Origin of the sequence: Rhodococcus sp. GXMU-t2271 (genome assembly GCF_041414735.1) — a bacterium.
Lineage (GTDB): Bacteria > Actinomycetota > Actinomycetes > Mycobacteriales > Mycobacteriaceae > Rhodococcus > Rhodococcus indonesiensis.
Map to the genome: position 1 here is coordinate 1 of NZ_JAUIZP010000070.1, position 16466 is coordinate 16466.

Below are 16466 nucleotides of genomic sequence, written 5' to 3' on the forward strand. Positions count from 1 at the left end.
CGCGCGGGTTGTCGATCAGCATCCGATCGATGTCCGCCTCGCTCACCCCGGCCTCCCGCAGCGCGGGCAGCACGTCGTTGTGCAGGTGCATGTAGCTCCATCGCGGCGTCGCCACGGCGAGCATCTGCGGGTCGAGCCAGTCGTTGAGGGTGGCGTAGTCCTGCGAGAGCAGCATCCGGCCGGCGTAGCCGCGTTCGACCAGCGCCGCGATGGTCTTCACCCGCTGCTCGAAGCCGAGATAGACGTCCACGCCGCAGCGATCCATGCCGATGTACGAGCCGGCGTCCATCAGCGACGTCAGGTAGCCGATGTCGTCGGAATCGCCGCTGTGGCCGACGATCACGCGCGAGAGGTCGACACCCTCCTCGGTGAACAGGCGCTGCATCACCCGTCCCGACTCGGAGTGGGCGTGGGTGTGCACCGTGATCGGCACGCCGGTGCGTCGGTGGGCGACCGCCACGGCCCGGGCCGTGCGCTCGACTCCCGCCGTCAAGCCCGGGGCGTCGATGGCGCACTTGAGCATTCCCGCGCGCACGCCGGAGTCGAGGATGCCCTCCTCGATGTCGCGGACGAAGAAGTCCACCATCGGTTCCGGGCCGCCGAACAGGGTGTCGGGGCCGCGGTAGTGGAAGTAGTGCGGCAGGTCCATGTAGGTGTAGAGACCGGTGGCCACGACGATGTTCATGTCGGTGGCCTCGGCGACCCGTCGGATGAGGTCGATGTTGCGGCCGGTGCCGACCACGGTGAGGTCGACGAACGTGTCGAAACCGGCCGCGTGCACCTCCCGTACGCGAGTGATCGCCTCGGCGACCGCCGCGTCCAGGTCGACGCCGATGTCCCAGTTGCCGTGCAGTTCGGGGGAGAGGACGAACAGGTGCTCGTGCATCAGTGTCCGGCCGAGGCTGCCGCTGTCGACGGTACCGGTGACGGTGGGGACGGTGGTCATGACGTCTCGCTTCCTACGACCTGAATGAGAATTCAGTTTCGTATCAGATCACGATGAGACGCGCATCACAAGACCCCGAGGGTCGTCAGTCCCGCGGCTGGACCCGCGTCATCGCGAGCACGTCGAGCCTCCGATCCAGCTCCTCTTCACTCAGGCCGTCACCGATCAGGCCCCGGTCGATGACCGCCTGCCGGATGGTCTTCTTCTCCCGCAGCGCCTCTTTCGCGACCGCAGCGGCCTCCTCGTACCCGATCGCCGAGTTCAGCGGCGTCACGATCGAGGGCGACGATTCCGCGAGGGTACGCAGATGTTCGGTGTTCGCCACGAGCCCGTCGACGCACCGCTCGGCGAACAGGCGCGAGACGTTCGCCAGCAGGCGCAGCGACTCGAGCAGGTTGCGGGCCATCATCGGGATGTAGACGTTGAGTTCGAACGCACCCGCGGCACCACCCCACGCCACAGCCGCGTCGTTGCCCACGACCTGCGCCGCCACCTGGGTCACCGCCTCCGGCAGCACCGGGTTCACCTTTCCCGGCATGATCGAGCTGCCGGGCTGCAGATCCGGCAGCTGGATCTCGGCGAGACCTGTCAGCGGCCCGGACCCCATCCACCGGATGTCGTTGGCGATCTTCGTCAGCGAGACCGCAATGGTCCGCAACGCCCCGGACGCCTCGACGAGACCGTCCCGGGCGGCCTGCGCCTCGAAGCTGTTCTTCGCCGGGGTCAGCGCTTCCACCCCGGTCGCCCGCACCAGTTCGGCGACGACGCGGGGACCGAACCCCTCGGGGGCGTTCAGGCCCGTCCCGACGGCCGTGCCCCCGATGGCCAGCTCACCCAGCCGCGGCAGGGTCGCCTGCACCCGCTCGATGCCGGCCTCGATCTGCCGGGCGTAGCCACCGAACTCCTGGCCGAGTGTGACCGGCACGGCATCCATCAGGTGCGTCCGCCCGGACTTGACGACCAGTTTCCACTCCGCCGCCTTCGCGGCGAGCGAGGCCCGCAGCTGATCGAGGGCCGGGACGAGATCCTTCACCGCCGCCTCGGTGGCGGCGACATGTGTCGCAGTCGGGAAGGTGTCGTTCGACGACTGCGACATGTTGACGTGATCGTTGGGATGTACCGTCACCCCGCGCTGGGCGGCGATGCTCGCGATGACCTCGTTCGCATTCATGTTCGAGCTCGTGCCCGAACCGGTCTGGAACACGTCGATGGGGAACTGGTCGTCGTGCAGGCCCTCGGCGATCTCGGTGGCGGCGGCGACGATCGCATCGGCCTTCTCCGCGTCGAGCAGACCCAGATCCTTGTTGACCTGGGCGCACGCCGCCTTGAGCAGACCCATCGCGCGGATCTGGGTGCGCTCGAGGCCGCGACCGGAGATCGGGAAGTTCTCCACGGCCCGCTGGGTCTGAGCGCGCCACAGGGCGTCAGCCGGGACTCGGACCTCGCCCATGGTGTCGTGTTCGATTCGGAACTGCTGCTCGGAATTGTCGGCCATGGCTTCACAGTAGGCGGCGCGAGCGGCAGCGGCGCCCCTTCGGACAGGCAGAGATCCGAAAGGGCGCCACGACCGCGGACCGGGTCACGGCAGGGGAGGAACGGCCCCCGCGACGCCGTGGAAATCGATCGAGGTGAATTCGCTGAGCTTCTTCAGCCGGTGGTACGCCTCGACCATCCGGACGGTGCCGGACTTGCTGCGCATCACGATCGACTGCGTCGTCGCGCCGCCGCCGTAGTAGCGGACACCCTTCACCAGCTCACCGTCGGTGACGCCGGTCGCGCAGAAGAAGATGTTCTCGCCCTTGACCAGATCGGTGGTGGTCAGCACGCGGCCCGGCTCGTGGCCCGCGTCGATCGCCTTCTGCCGCTCCTCGTCGTCCTTCGGCGCCAGGCGACCCTGCAGCGCGCCGCCCATGCACCGCATCGCGGCCGCGGCGATGATGCCCTCCGGGGTGCCGCCGATGCCCAGCAGCATGTCGACACCCGAACCCGGGCGTGCCGCGGCGATCGCGCCGGCGACGTCACCGTCGGAGATCAGCCGGATGCGCGCGCCGGTCGCGCGCACGTCGCTGATGAGCTGCGCGTGCCGGGGACGGTCCAGGATCGTGACGGTGATGTCGGAGATCTCCGAGTGCTTCGCCTTCGCGACACGGCTGATGTTCTCGGCGACCGGTGCGGTGATGTCGATGACGTCCGCGGCCTCCGGGCCGACAGCGATCTTGTCCATGTAGAACACAGCGGACGGGTCGAACATGGCGCCGCGCTCGGCGACGGCGAGCACCGCGATGGAGCCGGGTGCGCCCTTCGCCATCAAGGTGGTGCCGTCGATCGGGTCGACCGCCACGTCGCACAGCGGCCCGTCGCCGTTGCCGACCTCCTCGCCGTTGTAGAGCATGGGCGCCTCGTCCTTCTCGCCCTCGCCGATCACGACGACGCCGCGCATGGACACCGAGCTGACCATGTGACGCATGGCGTCGACGGCGGCGCCGTCGCCGCCTTCCTTGTCGCCGCGGCCTACCCAGCGGCCCGCAGCCATCGCCGCGGCCTCGGTGACACGCACCAGCTCGAGGGCGAGATTGCGGTCCGGGGCCTGGCGGCGGGTCGGGGTGCTGGCCGTCATGGGCTACTGCCTCCTGGTGCGGTCGGTCGACGTGGACGCCGACGCGGGACGGCCGTCGAACAGGCGACCGTCGGGTTCCGATGGTTTCGAGTGGTAATTCTCTCATCACCGCCCCGTGAGCGGGGCTCGGACCCGGCCACGTGCGGGTATCGGTGCCGGCGGCTGTCAGACTGGAGACGTGGCCCCCCAGAAACCCCGCATTCTCCACGACACGCGCGACATGGCGTGGTCGCTGATTCCGCTGCTGCTGATCATGGTCGTCATCGCCGCCATCGCCAGCCAGTGCTCCTTCAGCCCCGGCGGCCCCACCGCGGGGCCCGTGCCCAGCTTCGACGTCGACGCGGGCCTGAAGTACGACGCGCGCGAGCTGGACTTCCCCATCCGTCAGCCGAAGGTGCCGGAGGACTGGCAGGCGAACTCCGGCAGCCGCAGCATCATCACCGGCGAACAGGGCGGCGACTCGAGCACCGTCGGGTTCATCACCCCGGCCGGCCGGTACGTGCGGTTCACCCAGTCGAATGCGGGGGAGGACGAGCTGGTGCGATTCGTCGCCGGGGAGCCGCGCACCGCAACGGGGGCGCAGGACATCGCCGGCCGCGACTGGGTGGTCTACGGGGGGCAGGGCGTCGAACCGCTGTGGGTGTCCGACTTCGGCGACGTCCGGATCCTCGTCGGTGGTTCCGGCGACGAGGCCGAGTTCCGCGAACTCGCGGCCGCTGCGGGCGCAGCCGAGCCGCTACAGCCCTGACGGGCGAGGCCACTTACTCCTCGTCGTCGCCCACCTCGTCGTCGCTGTGCGCCAGCGCGGCCTCGACACGCTGCCGGGCGCCGGCGAGATGCTCCTCGCAGCGACGCGCGAGCGCCTCGCCCCGCTCCCACAGCGTCAGCGACTCGTCCAGGTCCAGGCCACCCTGTTCGAGCATCTTGACCACGTTGACCAGCTCGTCGCGTGCCCGCTCGTAGCCGAACTCCGCAACGTCGTCGTTCGGGCCGCTCACGGGCGTGTCCTTCGTCTCGCTCATCCGCTCCTCGTCACTTCTCTCGTCCGATGACGGCCGCGCGCACCGCACCGTCGGCAACCCGTACCCGAAGCTGGGTGCCGGGCGGTGCGTCGTCGACCGACCGCAACACCTCCGCGTCCCCGTCCGGGACCATCCGCTGCACCACCGCGTAGCCGCGGGCCAGGGTGGCGGCGGGACCGAGCGTCCCGAGCCGCGCCCCGAGATGTTCGATCCGGGTGGCCTCGGCGGCGATCGCCCGGCCCACATCGCGCCGGGCGCACTGCCGCAGCCGCTCGATCTCCTCGCTCCGCTTGTCGACGGTGCGCAGCGGGTCGGCGAGTACCGGTCGGCTGCGCAGCTGTTCGATCACGTGTTCCTCCCTGCGCACCCAGTTGCGCAGCGCCGCGGCCGCCCGCGCCCGCAGCTCGTCCACCAGGTCCTGCTCGGCCACCGCGTCGGGCACGATCCGTTTCGCCGCGTCCGTGGGGGTGGCCGCCCGCAGATCGGCGACGTAGTCGGAAAGTGGACTGTCGGGTTCGTGCCCGATGGCGCTGACCACCGGCGTCGTGCACCGCACGATCGCTCGGCACAGCGCCTCGTCGGAGAACGGCAGCAGATCCTCCACGCTGCCGCCGCCGCGCGCGAGCACGATCACGTCGACGGACGGGTCCGCGTCGAGTTCCTCGAGCGCATCGAGGATCTGCGGGACCGCGGTGGGCCCCTGGACGGCGGTGTTGCGGATCTCGAATCGGACGGCCGGCCACCGGCGCTGCGCGACGCTGAGCACGTCCCGCTCGGCGGCGCTCGCCCGACCGGTGATCAGACCGATCCGGTGCGGCAGGAACGGCAGTGGCCGTTTGAGCCGCGGGTCGAACAGCCCCTCGGCCGCAAGCAGTGCGCGAAGCCGCTCGATTCGAGCGAGGAGTTCGCCGATTCCGACGGCACGGATCTCGGTGACCCGCAGGGCCAGGGTGCCGCGGCCGGTCCAGAACGACAGCTTGCCGAACATCACCACCCGGCTGCCCTCGGTGAGCGGCACGGGGGAGTTCTGCACCAGCTGCGGCGAGCATGTCACCGACAGCGACATGTCCGCCGACGGATCCCGCAGCGTGAGGAAGGCGGTGCGGGTGCCGGGACGCACATTGAGCTGGGTGATCTGTCCCTCCACCCAGACCGAGCCGAGCCGGTCGATCCAGCCGGCGACCTTCTGTGAGACGGTCCGGACCGGCCACGGATGCTCCGCGGAGTTGGACGGGGTGGCCGTGGGCGCGGAGGTCACTTGGTGCTTGCGTTCGCGATCCGGTTGGACAGCATGGTCTCGAACGGGTCGCGCGCGCGGGTGGCGCTTTCGTACTCGAGCAGCGCCCGCAGGTCCTCGACTGACAGGGTGCGCATCCGCGCTCGCAGCTGTGCCAGGGTCAGCGACGGGTAGTCGAGCAGCTCGACGATCTCGGGAAGCTCGGCCCCGGCCGCGCTCCCGGCGGCAGTCTTCTTCGCCGCCTTCTTCGCCGGTGCCTTCGCGGACTTCTTCGCGGGTGCCTTCGCGGACGTGTCACCCTCGCCGCCGGCCGCGGTCGTGCCGGCACTGATCTTGGCGGCGGTGGACTCGGCGGTCGACTCCGCTCCGGCGCGGGGCCCGGACCCCTCCGTCCGGGCGTCGGCCGACGTGCCCGCCTCGGGGCCGGCCGAGACCGGGACCGCCGCCTCGGTGGCTGGTGGCATCGAGTAGAGAGCGAAGCGTCCCGGCGTCGCGGCGGTCGACGGCTCGGCAGTGCCCACCGGCTCGACGTCCTCGTCGAAGGTGGCCCACGACGGCGCCTCGGCGGGCGCAGCGCCGAGCAGCTCGAACAACTGGTCACCCTTGATCGCGAGCGACGTCATCGTCTGCTGGATCCGCATCGTCGTCTGAAGGATCTGGCTGACCGTGGTCATCGGCAGGGCGACCGCCGTGGACGGCAGCTTGAGGGTCTCTTCGTACGCGGTGACGGCCAGCCCGGCCGCCACCCGCGCCATGAACGGTGGACGGATCATGTGAAACAGACTGCCTCACGTGCCGCCCGATTGGTAGCCGAGGAGGGCCGGCCCCGCGGACGGCCCGTACCCTGGAGACATGTCTGCGCCTGTTCCCCTCGAAGTCGGAATCACTCGGTCGGCCGGTTCACCGGCCGCCGGTAAGCGCGTCCTGCTCGCCGAGCCGCGCGGGTACTGCGCCGGTGTCGACCGAGCCGTCGAAACGGTGGAGAAGGCACTCGAGAAGCACGGTGCCCCCATCTACGTCCGCAAGGAGATCGTCCACAACCGTCACGTGGTCGAGACCCTCGCCGAGCGCGGGGTGGTCTTCGTCGACGAGACCGACGAGGTACCGGAGGGCGCGGTGCTCGTGTTCTCGGCCCACGGTGTCTCCCCCGCGGTGCACGCCTCCGCCGCCGAACGCAACCTGCGCACCATCGACGCCACATGCCCCCTGGTGACGAAGGTGCACCAGGAGGCGAAGCGCTTCGCTCGCGACGACTACGACATCCTGCTCATCGGGCACGAAGGCCACGAGGAGGTGGAGGGCACCGCAGGCGAGGCCCCCGACCACGTCCAGCTCGTCGACGGTCCGGATGCGGTCGACCAGGTCACCGTGCGCGACGAGGCGAAGGTCATCTGGCTCTCGCAGACCACCCTCAGCGTCGACGAGACCATGGAGACGGTCCAGCGGCTGCGCGAGAAGTTCCCGCTGCTGCAGGATCCCCCGAGCGACGACATCTGCTACGCCACCCAGAATCGGCAGGTGGCGGTCAAGGCGATGGCGCCCGAATGCGACCTGGTCATCGTCGTGGGGTCCCGCAATTCGTCGAACTCGGTCCGGCTCGTGGAGGTGGCTCTGGGGGCCGGTGCCCGGGCCGCGCATCTCGTCGACTACGCCCGCGAGGTCGACCCGACCTGGCTCGAAGGCGTCCGCACCGTCGGAATCACCTCCGGTGCCTCGGTGCCGGAGGTCCTCGTGCGCGGCGTGATCGATCTGCTCGCCGAGCACGGTTTCGCGGACGTGCAGTCGGTCACCACAGCCAACGAAACCCTGGTGTTCGCGCTGCCCCGCGAACTTCGCTCCGCGCGTCGCGCGTGAGCCGTCGCGCGTGATCCGGAGCGGGCTCGGTCAGTCCTCGTACCGGTCCCGGTAGCGCACTCGGGGCTGCCGGTATTCGGGGGCATCCGGGCCCGGAGACCGACGACGGGTGGGCGGGGGCACTTCTTCCCGCTCGTAGGGCCGGTCGGGGCGGGACCGGTGATCGCCGTGACGGTCGTAGTCCCGGCGGGTCTCGGCGGCCCGTCGCGGCGCCGGTTCGGCCCGTCGCGGGGCCGGTTCCGCCCGGCGTGAGGCCGGTTCGGCGCGGCGTGGGGCCGGTTCGGCGCGCCGGGGCCGGTAGGCGACGTCAGGTGCCGCGGGTGGCTCGCCGGTGCCCCGACGCGCCGTTTCCGGGGCCGGAGCGGTGGAGCGGCGCCGCACCACCGGGTTGTCGCGCGTGTCCGCAACCTGTCGCACGCTGGCCTTGGTGGAGGCCGGGGGCCGGGCGGCCGCACGGGCGCGACGTCCCCGCGCCGGCTTCGTAGCCCCAGCACCGTCGCGGTCCTGCTGCGAGCCGCGTGACGGGGCCCCAGCGGCGCGGGCGCCCCGCCGGCGCGGACGGGCCGGGGCCGGTACCTGCGACCGGCTCAGGAAGATCCGCAGCCCGCCGACGACCAGGACCGCCACCGTGGCGGTGAGCATCACCGGGAACCGGTTCACCAGCGGATACGCCACGTTGAGCGCCAGGTCCTTCAGGCCACCACCACCGGATTCGACGAGGAACTCCTGCGCGATCGGGACGGCGACAAGGAGCAGTAGCGGCGGCTGCGCCATCGCGGTGAACAGCGCCCGATGCTGCACGGCTGCTACCGCCGCGACGCATCCGAGCACGTAGAACGCGGAGAATGCCGAGCCGAGCTCGTTACCGCGTGCCGCATCGATGAGGAAGCCGAGCAGGGTCGAGCCCGCCGCGACGAGGACCGCGCCCCACCACGGGACGCCAGGCACAGTGGGCGCCACCGACCGCATGTCGAGCGGCACCGCCGAGCGAGCACGTTGCGTTGCAGACACATGTCGACACTAGACCCATCGGGTCAACTTGCTTCGTCGACAGGACCGTCGGACTCGGAGTTGTCCGTCGGACTCACGCGGCGCGGCCACGCATCGACCGGTCGCACCTCCGGGTGTTCGCCGTCGAAGATCTCCAGTTCGCTCAGCTTGCGGGCCGTCACCCCGACCCGGGACTCCATCGACGCGACGGTCAGGTTGAACGAGTCGACGGCCTTGCCCAGCTGGGACCCGAGCCGGTCGAGGTGCCCGCCGACGACCCCGATCCGCTGATACAGCTCCCGGCCGAGCTGGTGGATCGTCGCGGCCTCCTTCGACAGGGCCTCCTGGCGCCAGGTGTGCGCGATGGTGCGCAGCAGCGCCACCAGGGTGGTGGGGGTGGCCAGGATCACGTTCCGCGCGAACGCGTACTCGAGCAGGTCCGAATCCGCGGCCAGCGCCGCATCGAGGAACGGGTCGCCGGGAACGAACAGCACCACGAACTCGGGCGTCGGATCGAACGATTCCCAGTAGGCCTTCGCCGAGAGCTGGTCGACGTGCGTGCGTACCTGACGGGCATGCCGCATCAGGTGCTGGTCGCGCCGAGCGACGTCCTCCTCCTGGGCGGCGTCGAGATAGGCGGCGAACGGCACCTTCGCATCCACGACGATCTGCTTGCCACCGGCGAGATACACCAGCAGATCCGGGCGGACCCCGTCCTTGGTCACCTGGGTGTCGAAGTCGCAGTGCCGCACCATTCCGGCGAGCTCGACCACGCGTTCGAGCTGGATCTCGCCCCATCGTCCGCGCACCTGTGGGGCACGCAGAGCCGTGACCAACTGCTGCGTCTGCGTGGAGAGCAGCTGCGAGGCGCGGTGCATGCCCTCGACCTGCTCGGTGAGACCGGCGTACGCGTGTACCCGGTTGCGCTCGACGTGCTCCACCTGCCGGGCGAGCGCCCCCACCGCCTCCTGCAACGGTCCGACGAGACGTGAGACCTGTTCACCGATCGCGCCCGAATGGCGGCGGGCGGAGTCCTCGCTCACGGCGCCGAGCGCCTGCCGCAGCTGCCCTTCGTTCTCGCGCAGAGCCGCGAGCTGGGCCTCCGCCCGCGCGGCGCGGTCGCCGCTGCGGGCGGCGTGCAGCAGCCAGCCGACAACTCCGCCGAGCGCGAGGGCGGCGAGCAACGCCAGTGCCGTGAGTGCCGTCATGGTGCGCATGATGCCCGAGTGGACCGACAGGCTCACCCGGACCGGGCGACGGCGTGTCGGTGCGCTGCTCTACGGTCTGACGGCATGCGGATCCTGCACACCTCGGACTGGCACATCGGCCGCACCTTCCACGGTGTGGATCTGTTGTCCGACCAGGCCCAGGCCCTCGCCGCCCTCGCCGACCTCGTCGCCGAGCGGCGGGTCGACGTGGTGGTGGTGGCCGGGGACGTCTACGACCGCTCCATCCCGAGTGCCGATGCCGTCGCGGTGTGCAACGCGGGGCTCGAGGCGATCCGCGCGGCCGGTGCCGTCATCGTCGCGACGTCCGGCAACCACGACTCTCCCGTCCGCCTGGGCGCCGGCGCGGCGTTCGCCGCCGAGGGCGGGCTGCACCTGATCACCCGGGTCTCCCAGATCGACCGGCCCGTCCTGCTCGACGACGCCCACGGCACCGTCGCCTTCTACGGCATTCCCTATCTGGAGCCGGAGATCACCCGCGCCGAGCTGGGTGTGCCCGAGGCCCGCTCGCACGCGGAGATTCTCGGGGCGGCGATGGACCGGGTCCGCGCCGACGCGCGTGCCCGCGACGTCCGCGCCGTGGTTCTCGCGCACGCCTTCGTCGTCGGCGCCGAGGCGTCCGGTTCCGAGCGGTCCATCTCGGTCGGCGGCGTCGAGACCGTCCCGGCGTCGGCGTTCGACGGCGTCGACTACGTCGCTCTCGGTCACCTCCACTCCCCGCAGACCGTCGCCGAGCACGTCCGCTACTCCGGTTCGCCCCTGCCGTACTCGTTCGGGGAGCGCACCCATCGCAAAGCCGTGTGGCTCGTCGAGCTGGATGCGGCCGGGCGGGCGGACGTCGAGCGCGTCGACCTGCCTGTCGTGCGCGGCCTGAGCCGTCTCACCGGCGTCCTCGACGATCTGCTCACCGACGACGCGCACGCCGCCGCGGAGGATCACTACGTCTCGGCCGTTCTCACCGACGCCGTGCGCCCCCTCGATGCGATGCGCCGGCTGCAGTCCCGTTTCCCCCGGGCCGTCCACGTCGAGTGGGAACCGCCCGCCGCGACCTCCACCGTCACCTATCGGCAGAAGGTGCGCGGCCGGACCGACCTCGACATCACCCGAGGATTCCTCACCGACGTGCGGTCCGAGCCGTCCGCGCGGGAGCTGCGCTGGGTACAGCAGGCGCTGCGCGACGTCGACCGCACCGCGGGTGTCGGGACCGAGCAGACCGCCGCACCGGGGGAGGCGTCCGCGTGAGGCTGCACCAGCTGGAGGTCACCGCGTTCGGGCCGTTCGCCGACACCGTGCGGGTGGACTTCGACGAGCTCGGCGCCGACGGACTGTTCCTGCTGCACGGCCGCACCGGCGCCGGCAAGACCTCCATCCTCGATGCGGTGGCGTTCGCCCTGTACGGCACGGTGCCCGGGGCCCGCGCCGACGGGCGCCGGCTGCTGTCGGATCACGCCCCCGCCGGCACCGCACCCCAGGTCGGTCTCGAGGCGACCATCGCCGGCCGGCGGCTGCGGATCGTGCGCAGTCCCGACTACGAGCGGCCGAAGCTGCGCGGTACCGGGACCGTCAAGCAGAACGCCAAGGCGAGCCTGACCTGGCTCGACGGTTCGGGTGAGCACCTCTCGCGGCTGCCCGACATCGCGGAGGCCGTCCGGCGGCTGCTGGGGATGAGCGCCGAGCAGTTCTTCCAGGTCGTGCTGCTACCCCAGGGCGAGTTCGCGAAGTTCCTGCGCGCCGACAGCGAGGACCGCGGCAAGCTGCTCGAGCGGCTGTTCGACACCACCCGATTCGGTTCCGTCGAGCGCTGGTTCAAGGACCGCCGCAGCGCCGCCGCCACCCGCCTCGAAGAACAGCAGCGCGCCGTCGACCTGCTCCTCGCCAAGGTCAGCGCCGCAGCCGGCCTCGAGGCGGGCGCGGACGCCGAACCGGTCGTGTGGGCGCACCGGCTGCGCGACGACGCCGCCGAGAACCGGGATCTCGCGCTGGCGGCACTCGACCGTGCGCGCGCCGACGACACCCGCGATCGGGCGGCCCTCGCGGAGGCGACCGAGCTGCGACGGTGCCAGGAACGCCGCGCCCGCGCGGTCGCCGAGCTCGCCGAGCTGGATGCCGCGGCCGCCGAGCTGCAGTCCCTGACCGCAGAACTCGAGACGGCCCGGCGGGCGGCGCCCGTCGTCGAGATCGCTCGCGACGCGCGCCGCGCCGCCGAAGCCGCCGCCACCGCCCATGCCGCCGCGGTGGACGCCGCCGCCCCCCTGGCCGCCGACCGGGAGGGACAGGCCCTCGTCGCGGAGCTCGACGGTTCCCCCGCCGACACCGACCGCGGCCTGATCCGGCCCCACGAGCAGCGGTGGTCCGCGGAGGTGGTCCGCCTCGACGGCCTGCTCGAGCAGGAGGAGCGCCTGATCCGGCTCGAGGCCGACCGCGCCGCTCTGCAACGGCAGCGCCGCGACCTGGTTGTGCGCGCCGAGCGGATCGCCGTGGACCTGGACGAACTTCCGAACCGCCGCGATGCCGCGGAGCAGGCCGCGCGCGCGTCCGAGCAGGCCGCCGCCACCCTGCCCCGACTCGAGGCCGAACTCACGCGGACCAGCGACGCCCTCGCCGCCGCCACCGAGCTCCGGGACCTGGTCCCGCAGCTGCAACGGCTCGAGGACGAGGTCGCCGCCCGCCGCGACGCGCATCTCGACGCGCGCACTGCCCTTCTCGACGTGCGTGAGCGCCGGATCGCCGGGATGGCCGCCGAGTTGGCCACCGATCTGGTCGATGGGCATCCGTGTGTGGTGTGCGGCGCCACCGCCCACCCGTCCCCGGCCCGGCCGGCCCCGGACACCGCGACCAAGACGGACGAGGACGCGGCCCGGGACGCCGAGCAGCGCGCCGCCACGGCCCTGACGCGGGCGCAGGCGGCCGTCGCGGACGTCGCCAACACCGTCGCGGTGCTACGGCAGCGCTGCGGCGACGCCGGTCTCGACGAACTCACCGAAGCGCGGGCCGCGGCCGCCGCCGCGCACGCTGCGACGGCGGCCACCGCAGCCGAATGCGAGCACCGTCGCGGCGAGATCGTCCGGCTGCGCCAACTCGACGCCGACCTGCGCGAGCAGGCACGCGCGGTGGATGTCGAGGCCGCCCAGGCCGCGCACCGCGAGGAGAGCGCCGCCGCGGAGGCCGACGAGATCCGTGCCCGCATCACCGCGGCAGCCGGAGGCGAAGACTCCCTCGCCACCCGCCGACGTCGGATCGCGGCGCTCGCCGCCGCCGCGGCGAACCTGCTCGACGCCCGGGTTCGGGCCGCGAACGCGGCGACGAGTGCGCGCGAACGTGCCCGGGAGGCGGCCGCAGCCGCGGAACGGGCGGGATTCGGGAGCATCGAGCAGGCCCTGGCAGCCGTCCGTCCCGAGGCGCGCCTGCGTGAGATCGACCAGGCGCTGCGCGCGGCGGCCGACCGGCGCGCGGCGGCGCAGGGCGTGCTCGCCGACCCGGACACGGCCCGGGTCGGCGACGACCCGGTGGACCTCGCGGAACCGGAGGCCGCGGTCGCGCGGAGCGCGGCCGCGCTGGCCGCGGCCGTCTCCACAGCCTCCGAGGCCGAGCGCCGCCACGCCGACATCGAGAAGTTCGCGACGCGTCTCGAAGACGAGTACGCGAAGCTGGTGCCGCTGCGGGACGAGCAGGCCGAACTCGCGGCCCTCGCCGAAGTCGTCGCGGGCACCGGGCAGAATGCGCGCAAGATGTCGCTGCGCTCGTACGTGCTCGCGGCTCGCCTCGAGGAGGTCGCCGAATCGGCGTCGGTGCGGTTGCGGCGCATGTCCGGTGGCCGCTACGAATTCGTGCACTCCGATGCGGCAGGCACGCACGGCAAGCGCGGTGGCCTCGGGCTCGACATCCACGACGAGTACACCGGTGTCGTGCGGTCGACGAAGACCCTCTCGGGCGGTGAGTCGTTCCAGGCGTCGCTGGCGCTGGCGCTCGGGCTCGCCGACGTCGTCGCCGCCGAATCCGGGGGACTGGTGCTCGACACGATGTTCATCGACGAGGGGTTCGGCACGCTCGACGCCGACGCGCTCGACGCGGTCATGGGCGTGCTCGACGAGCTGCGCGCCGGCGGCCGGGTTGTCGGCGTGGTCAGCCACGTCGACGAGATGCGTCAGCGAATCCCCAGCCGCCTGCACGTCGTGCGCGGCCGCACCGGGTCCACGGTGGAGATCGCCGGCTGAGCCCGACCGATCAGGCCGGGCCGGGCTCGGCCGGTGCCGGCGGCAGTGCCGGGGTCTCCTCGGTGGTCTCGAGTTCGTCCGTCGTAGCGCTGCGTTCGTCGATCTGCTCACCGACGTAGCGCAGCACCACCGCGGCGACGGCCGCGACGGGAACGGCCAGGAACGCACCGATGATGCCGAACAGCGACGATCCTGCGGTGACGGCGAGCAGCACCACCACCGCGTGCAGGTGCATGCTGCGCGATTGCAGCACGGGCTGGAGCACGTTCCCCTCGAGCTGCTGCACCGCAATGATGATGACGAGAACGATGACGGCGGTGGTCAGCCCGTTCGCGACGAGCGCCACGAGAACGGCGAGCGCTCCGGCGACGAAGGCACCGACGATCGGGATGAACCCGCCGATGAAAGTGAGGATCGCCAGCACGGGCGCCAGCGGCACCCCGAGGATGACCAGACCCAGGCCGATGAAGAACGCGTCGATGAAACTGACGAGCGCCTGCGTGCGGATGAACCCGCCGAGGGTGTTCCACATCCGGATCAGCACCTCTTCCAGGTGCCGCCCGGCACGACCGCCACCGACGGCGTGCACCCACGGGATGAACCGCGGGCCGTCCTTGATGAAGAAGAACACCAGGACGAGGACCAGGCCGATCGTCACCAGTAGGGAACCGGCCGTGCTGACGCCGGTGAACACGCCGCTGGCGATGGTCGCGCCGCTCTCCTGGACCTTGTCGATCACCACCTGGGTCGCGTTCTCGAGCTGCTCGTCCTTCAGGTTGAACGGCGGACCCTGCACCCAGTCCAGCACCTTGTTGATGCCGTCGGTGGTCTTGTTCGCGAGTTCCGGTGCCTGCGCCACCACCGACGGGACGATGCCCGCGATGATGCCGCCGACGATCGCGAAGAACAGGAACAGCGTCAGGCCGGCCGCGGCCGCCGGCGGCACGCCGCGCCGCATCATGCCGCGGGTGGGCGGCCACAGCATGGTGGCGACGACGATCGCCAGTGCCACGGGCAGGACGATCACCCACATCTTCTCGATGATCCAGCCGATGACCAGCGCGCCCGCCGCGATTACGACCAGCGCCGCCGACCACTTCGCCAGCGCCAACCCGCCGGAGGCGATCAGCGTGGTGCGGTCCGGTTTCGGTGCCGGTGGCTTCCGCTCGGTGCTCTGCACATCGCTCAACGGACGGTCCTTCCGATGCTCTCGACGCCGCGGATCGGGCTCGTCTGCAATCTACGGGAACCGCGGCTCGCAGGGCGGTTCACCGGCGCGAACACCACGGAACGTGGCAGGCTTCCGGCCATGAAGAAGATCACCGCCGTGCTGGCCGCGAGTGCCGCGGCCGTCGTGCTCGTGTCCTGCAGTTCCGGTGACGACGCGTCGAACGAGTCCGACGCGGCGCGCACGACGATCGGCGGGGCCGCCTCGAGCCTGGCCTCGGCCGCGTCGAGCGTCGCCGAGCGGGCGCGCGGCGCCTTCGACGAGGCTAAGCTCGCGACGTTCGTCGCCGCGTTCCGCACCGGCTACCCCAACCTCGCCGCCGACCGCGACGACGCCTCCATCGAGGCGATCGTCATCGAGACGTGCCCGCTGATCGACTCCGGTGCGAGCGATCAGGAGGTGATCGCCAAGGTCGGCGAGCTGGCCCAGAACGGGGACACCGCGGCCACCGAGGAGCAGGCCGGCCGGATCTCGCAACTCGTCCGTGTCGCCTGCTGACGACCCGGCGGGGGTCGGGCCCGGGTCCGCGACGCGCTGGCAGTCCGAGCGCAGCGCCGACGATTCCCGCGCCTACATCGAGCGGTTCGCCGAACTCGCGCACGCCGGGACGGACCTGCACGGCGAGGCCCGGTTCGTCGACGTGCTCGTCCCGCGCGGCGCGCGGATCCTCGATGCCGGCTGCGGCACGGGCCGCATCGGACTCGAGCTGGCCCGGCGGGGCCATCGGGTGACCGCGGTCGATCTCGACCCGGTGCTCGTGGAGGAGGCCCGGTCGCACCCGGAGCTGACCGTGCATCTCGCCGACCTGGCGCAGCTGGATCTGCCGGGTCCGAGGTTCGATGCGGTGGTTTCGGCCGGCAACGTGATGGTGTTCCTCGCGCCCGGCTCCGAGCGGGCCGTGCTCGGGCGGATCGCCGCACACCTGCGCCCGGACGGAGTGTTCGTCGCCGGGTTCACCACCGGCGCGGCATACCGTCCGTCGCAGTTCGCCGCGGATCTCGCGGCCGTCGGCCTGGTACTCGAGCAGCGTTTCGCCACCTGGGACCTGCGGCCGTGGCGCGACGACGCCGAGTGGCTGGTGGCCGTCGCGCGCCGTGCGGTTGGCGGGGGCTCGACCGCGACCCCGTAGAAT

Annotated in this window: 15 protein-coding genes; 6 read left to right on the forward strand and 9 right to left on the reverse strand. The window is 71.7% G+C overall.

What is annotated here, in order from left to right; genetic code table 11:
• From QYS60_RS23910 to glpX, 3 genes are all read right to left on the reverse strand, one after another.
• Window positions 1-946: phosphotriesterase (locus tag QYS60_RS23910; protein ID WP_371384462.1), on the reverse strand; the 946-nt coding region annotated here is incomplete at its 3' end.
• An 85-nt stretch (window positions 947-1031) separates the two neighbouring features.
• Window positions 1032-2441, reverse strand: a complete 1410-nt coding sequence (locus QYS60_RS23915; protein WP_289379922.1) for a class II fumarate hydratase — start codon at window positions 2439-2441, stop codon at window positions 1032-1034.
• 84 nt (window positions 2442-2525) lie between these two features.
• Window positions 2526-3563, reverse strand: a complete 1038-nt coding sequence (glpX, locus tag QYS60_RS23920) for a class II fructose-bisphosphatase (protein WP_003935061.1) — start codon at window positions 3561-3563, stop codon at window positions 2526-2528.
• Window positions 3564-3741: 178 nt separating this feature from the next.
• On the opposite strand from glpX, the gene QYS60_RS23925 reads away from it, so the two are divergent.
• Window positions 3742-4311 (forward strand): DUF4245 domain-containing protein, encoded by a 570-nt coding sequence (locus tag QYS60_RS23925; protein ID WP_081005244.1) that lies wholly within the window; start codon window positions 3742-3744, stop codon window positions 4309-4311.
• A 13-nt stretch (window positions 4312-4324) separates the two neighbouring features.
• Here QYS60_RS23925 and QYS60_RS23930 read toward each other — a convergent pair whose 3' ends face one another.
• From QYS60_RS23930 to QYS60_RS23940, 3 genes are read right to left on the reverse strand one after another with little or no spacing between them, the layout of a single operon-like run.
• Entirely contained in the window at window positions 4325-4585 is a 261-nt protein-coding gene (locus QYS60_RS23930) for an exodeoxyribonuclease VII small subunit (RefSeq protein ID WP_289379926.1), read from the reverse strand.
• 10 nt (window positions 4586-4595) lie between these two features.
• Window positions 4596-5843 carry an exodeoxyribonuclease VII large subunit gene (xseA, locus tag QYS60_RS23935; protein ID WP_371384463.1) on the reverse strand — a complete coding sequence of 416 codons (1248 nt, stop codon included), beginning with the start codon at window positions 5841-5843 and terminating at the stop codon, window positions 4596-4598.
• Window positions 5840-6595, reverse strand: coding sequence for a lipid droplet-associated protein (locus QYS60_RS23940; RefSeq protein WP_289379930.1), 756 nt, complete (start codon window positions 6593-6595; stop codon window positions 5840-5842). Before QYS60_RS23940 ends, xseA begins: the two co-directional genes overlap by 4 nt.
• A gap of 79 nt (window positions 6596-6674) precedes the next feature.
• On the opposite strand from QYS60_RS23940, the gene QYS60_RS23945 reads away from it, so the two are divergent.
• The gene (locus QYS60_RS23945; RefSeq protein ID WP_371384464.1) at window positions 6675-7676 is read left to right on the forward strand and encodes a 4-hydroxy-3-methylbut-2-enyl diphosphate reductase; all 1002 of its coding nucleotides are present in this window, start codon (window positions 6675-6677) and stop codon (window positions 7674-7676) included.
• 30 nt (window positions 7677-7706) lie between these two features.
• Here the strand turns inward: QYS60_RS23945 and QYS60_RS23950 are convergent, their stop codons facing one another.
• Entirely contained in the window at window positions 7707-8657 is a 951-nt protein-coding gene (locus QYS60_RS23950; RefSeq protein ID WP_371384493.1) for a DUF6542 domain-containing protein, read from the reverse strand.
• 53 nt (window positions 8658-8710) lie between these two features.
• Entirely contained in the window at window positions 8711-9874 is a 1164-nt protein-coding gene (locus QYS60_RS23955) for a DNA recombination protein RmuC (protein ID WP_371384465.1), read from the reverse strand.
• Window positions 9875-9958: 84 nt separating this feature from the next.
• On the opposite strand from QYS60_RS23955, the gene QYS60_RS23960 reads away from it, so the two are divergent.
• Window positions 9959-11134: an exonuclease SbcCD subunit D gene (locus QYS60_RS23960; RefSeq protein ID WP_371384466.1), complete on the forward strand. Its 1176-nt coding sequence runs from the start codon at window positions 9959-9961 to the stop codon at window positions 11132-11134.
• Window positions 11131-14106, forward strand: a complete 2976-nt coding sequence (locus QYS60_RS23965; protein WP_371384467.1) for an AAA family ATPase — start codon at window positions 11131-11133, stop codon at window positions 14104-14106. Before QYS60_RS23960 ends, QYS60_RS23965 begins: the two co-directional genes overlap by 4 nt.
• Before the next feature lie 10 nt (window positions 14107-14116).
• Here the strand turns inward: QYS60_RS23965 and QYS60_RS23970 are convergent, their stop codons facing one another.
• Complete coding sequence (locus QYS60_RS23970) at window positions 14117-15286, reverse strand: AI-2E family transporter (RefSeq protein WP_371384494.1); 1170 nt, start codon at window positions 15284-15286, stop codon at window positions 14117-14119.
• Between the two features lie 129 nt (window positions 15287-15415).
• Here QYS60_RS23970 and QYS60_RS23975 point away from each other — a divergent pair, with 129 nt between their 5' ends.
• Complete coding sequence (locus tag QYS60_RS23975; RefSeq protein ID WP_371384495.1) at window positions 15416-15832, forward strand: hypothetical protein; 417 nt, start codon at window positions 15416-15418, stop codon at window positions 15830-15832.
• Entirely contained in the window at window positions 15819-16463 is a 645-nt protein-coding gene (locus tag QYS60_RS23980; RefSeq protein ID WP_371384468.1) for a class I SAM-dependent methyltransferase, read from the forward strand. Before QYS60_RS23975 ends, QYS60_RS23980 begins: the two co-directional genes overlap by 14 nt.
• Window positions 16464-16466 lie beyond the last annotated feature (3 nt).

Coding starts and splice junctions, on each gene's coding strand:
- QYS60_RS23915 (WP_289379922.1), bottom strand. CDS start 2,441: ATGGCCGACAATTCCGAGCAGCAGTTCCGAATCGAACACGACACCATG.
- glpX (WP_003935061.1), bottom strand. CDS start 3,563: ATGACGGCCAGCACCCCGACCCGCCGCCAGGCCCCGGACCGCAATCTC.
- QYS60_RS23930 (WP_289379926.1), bottom strand. CDS start 4,585: ATGAGCGAGACGAAGGACACGCCCGTGAGCGGCCCGAACGACGACGTT.
- QYS60_RS23940 (WP_289379930.1), bottom strand. CDS start 6,595: ATGATCCGTCCACCGTTCATGGCGCGGGTGGCGGCCGGGCTGGCCGTC.
- QYS60_RS23945 (WP_371384464.1), top strand. CDS start 6,675: ATGTCTGCGCCTGTTCCCCTCGAAGTCGGAATCACTCGGTCGGCCGGT.
- QYS60_RS23955 (WP_371384465.1), bottom strand. CDS start 9,874: ATGACGGCACTCACGGCACTGGCGTTGCTCGCCGCCCTCGCGCTCGGC.
- QYS60_RS23960 (WP_371384466.1), top strand. CDS start 9,959: ATGCGGATCCTGCACACCTCGGACTGGCACATCGGCCGCACCTTCCAC.
- QYS60_RS23975 (WP_371384495.1), top strand. CDS start 15,416: ATGAAGAAGATCACCGCCGTGCTGGCCGCGAGTGCCGCGGCCGTCGTG.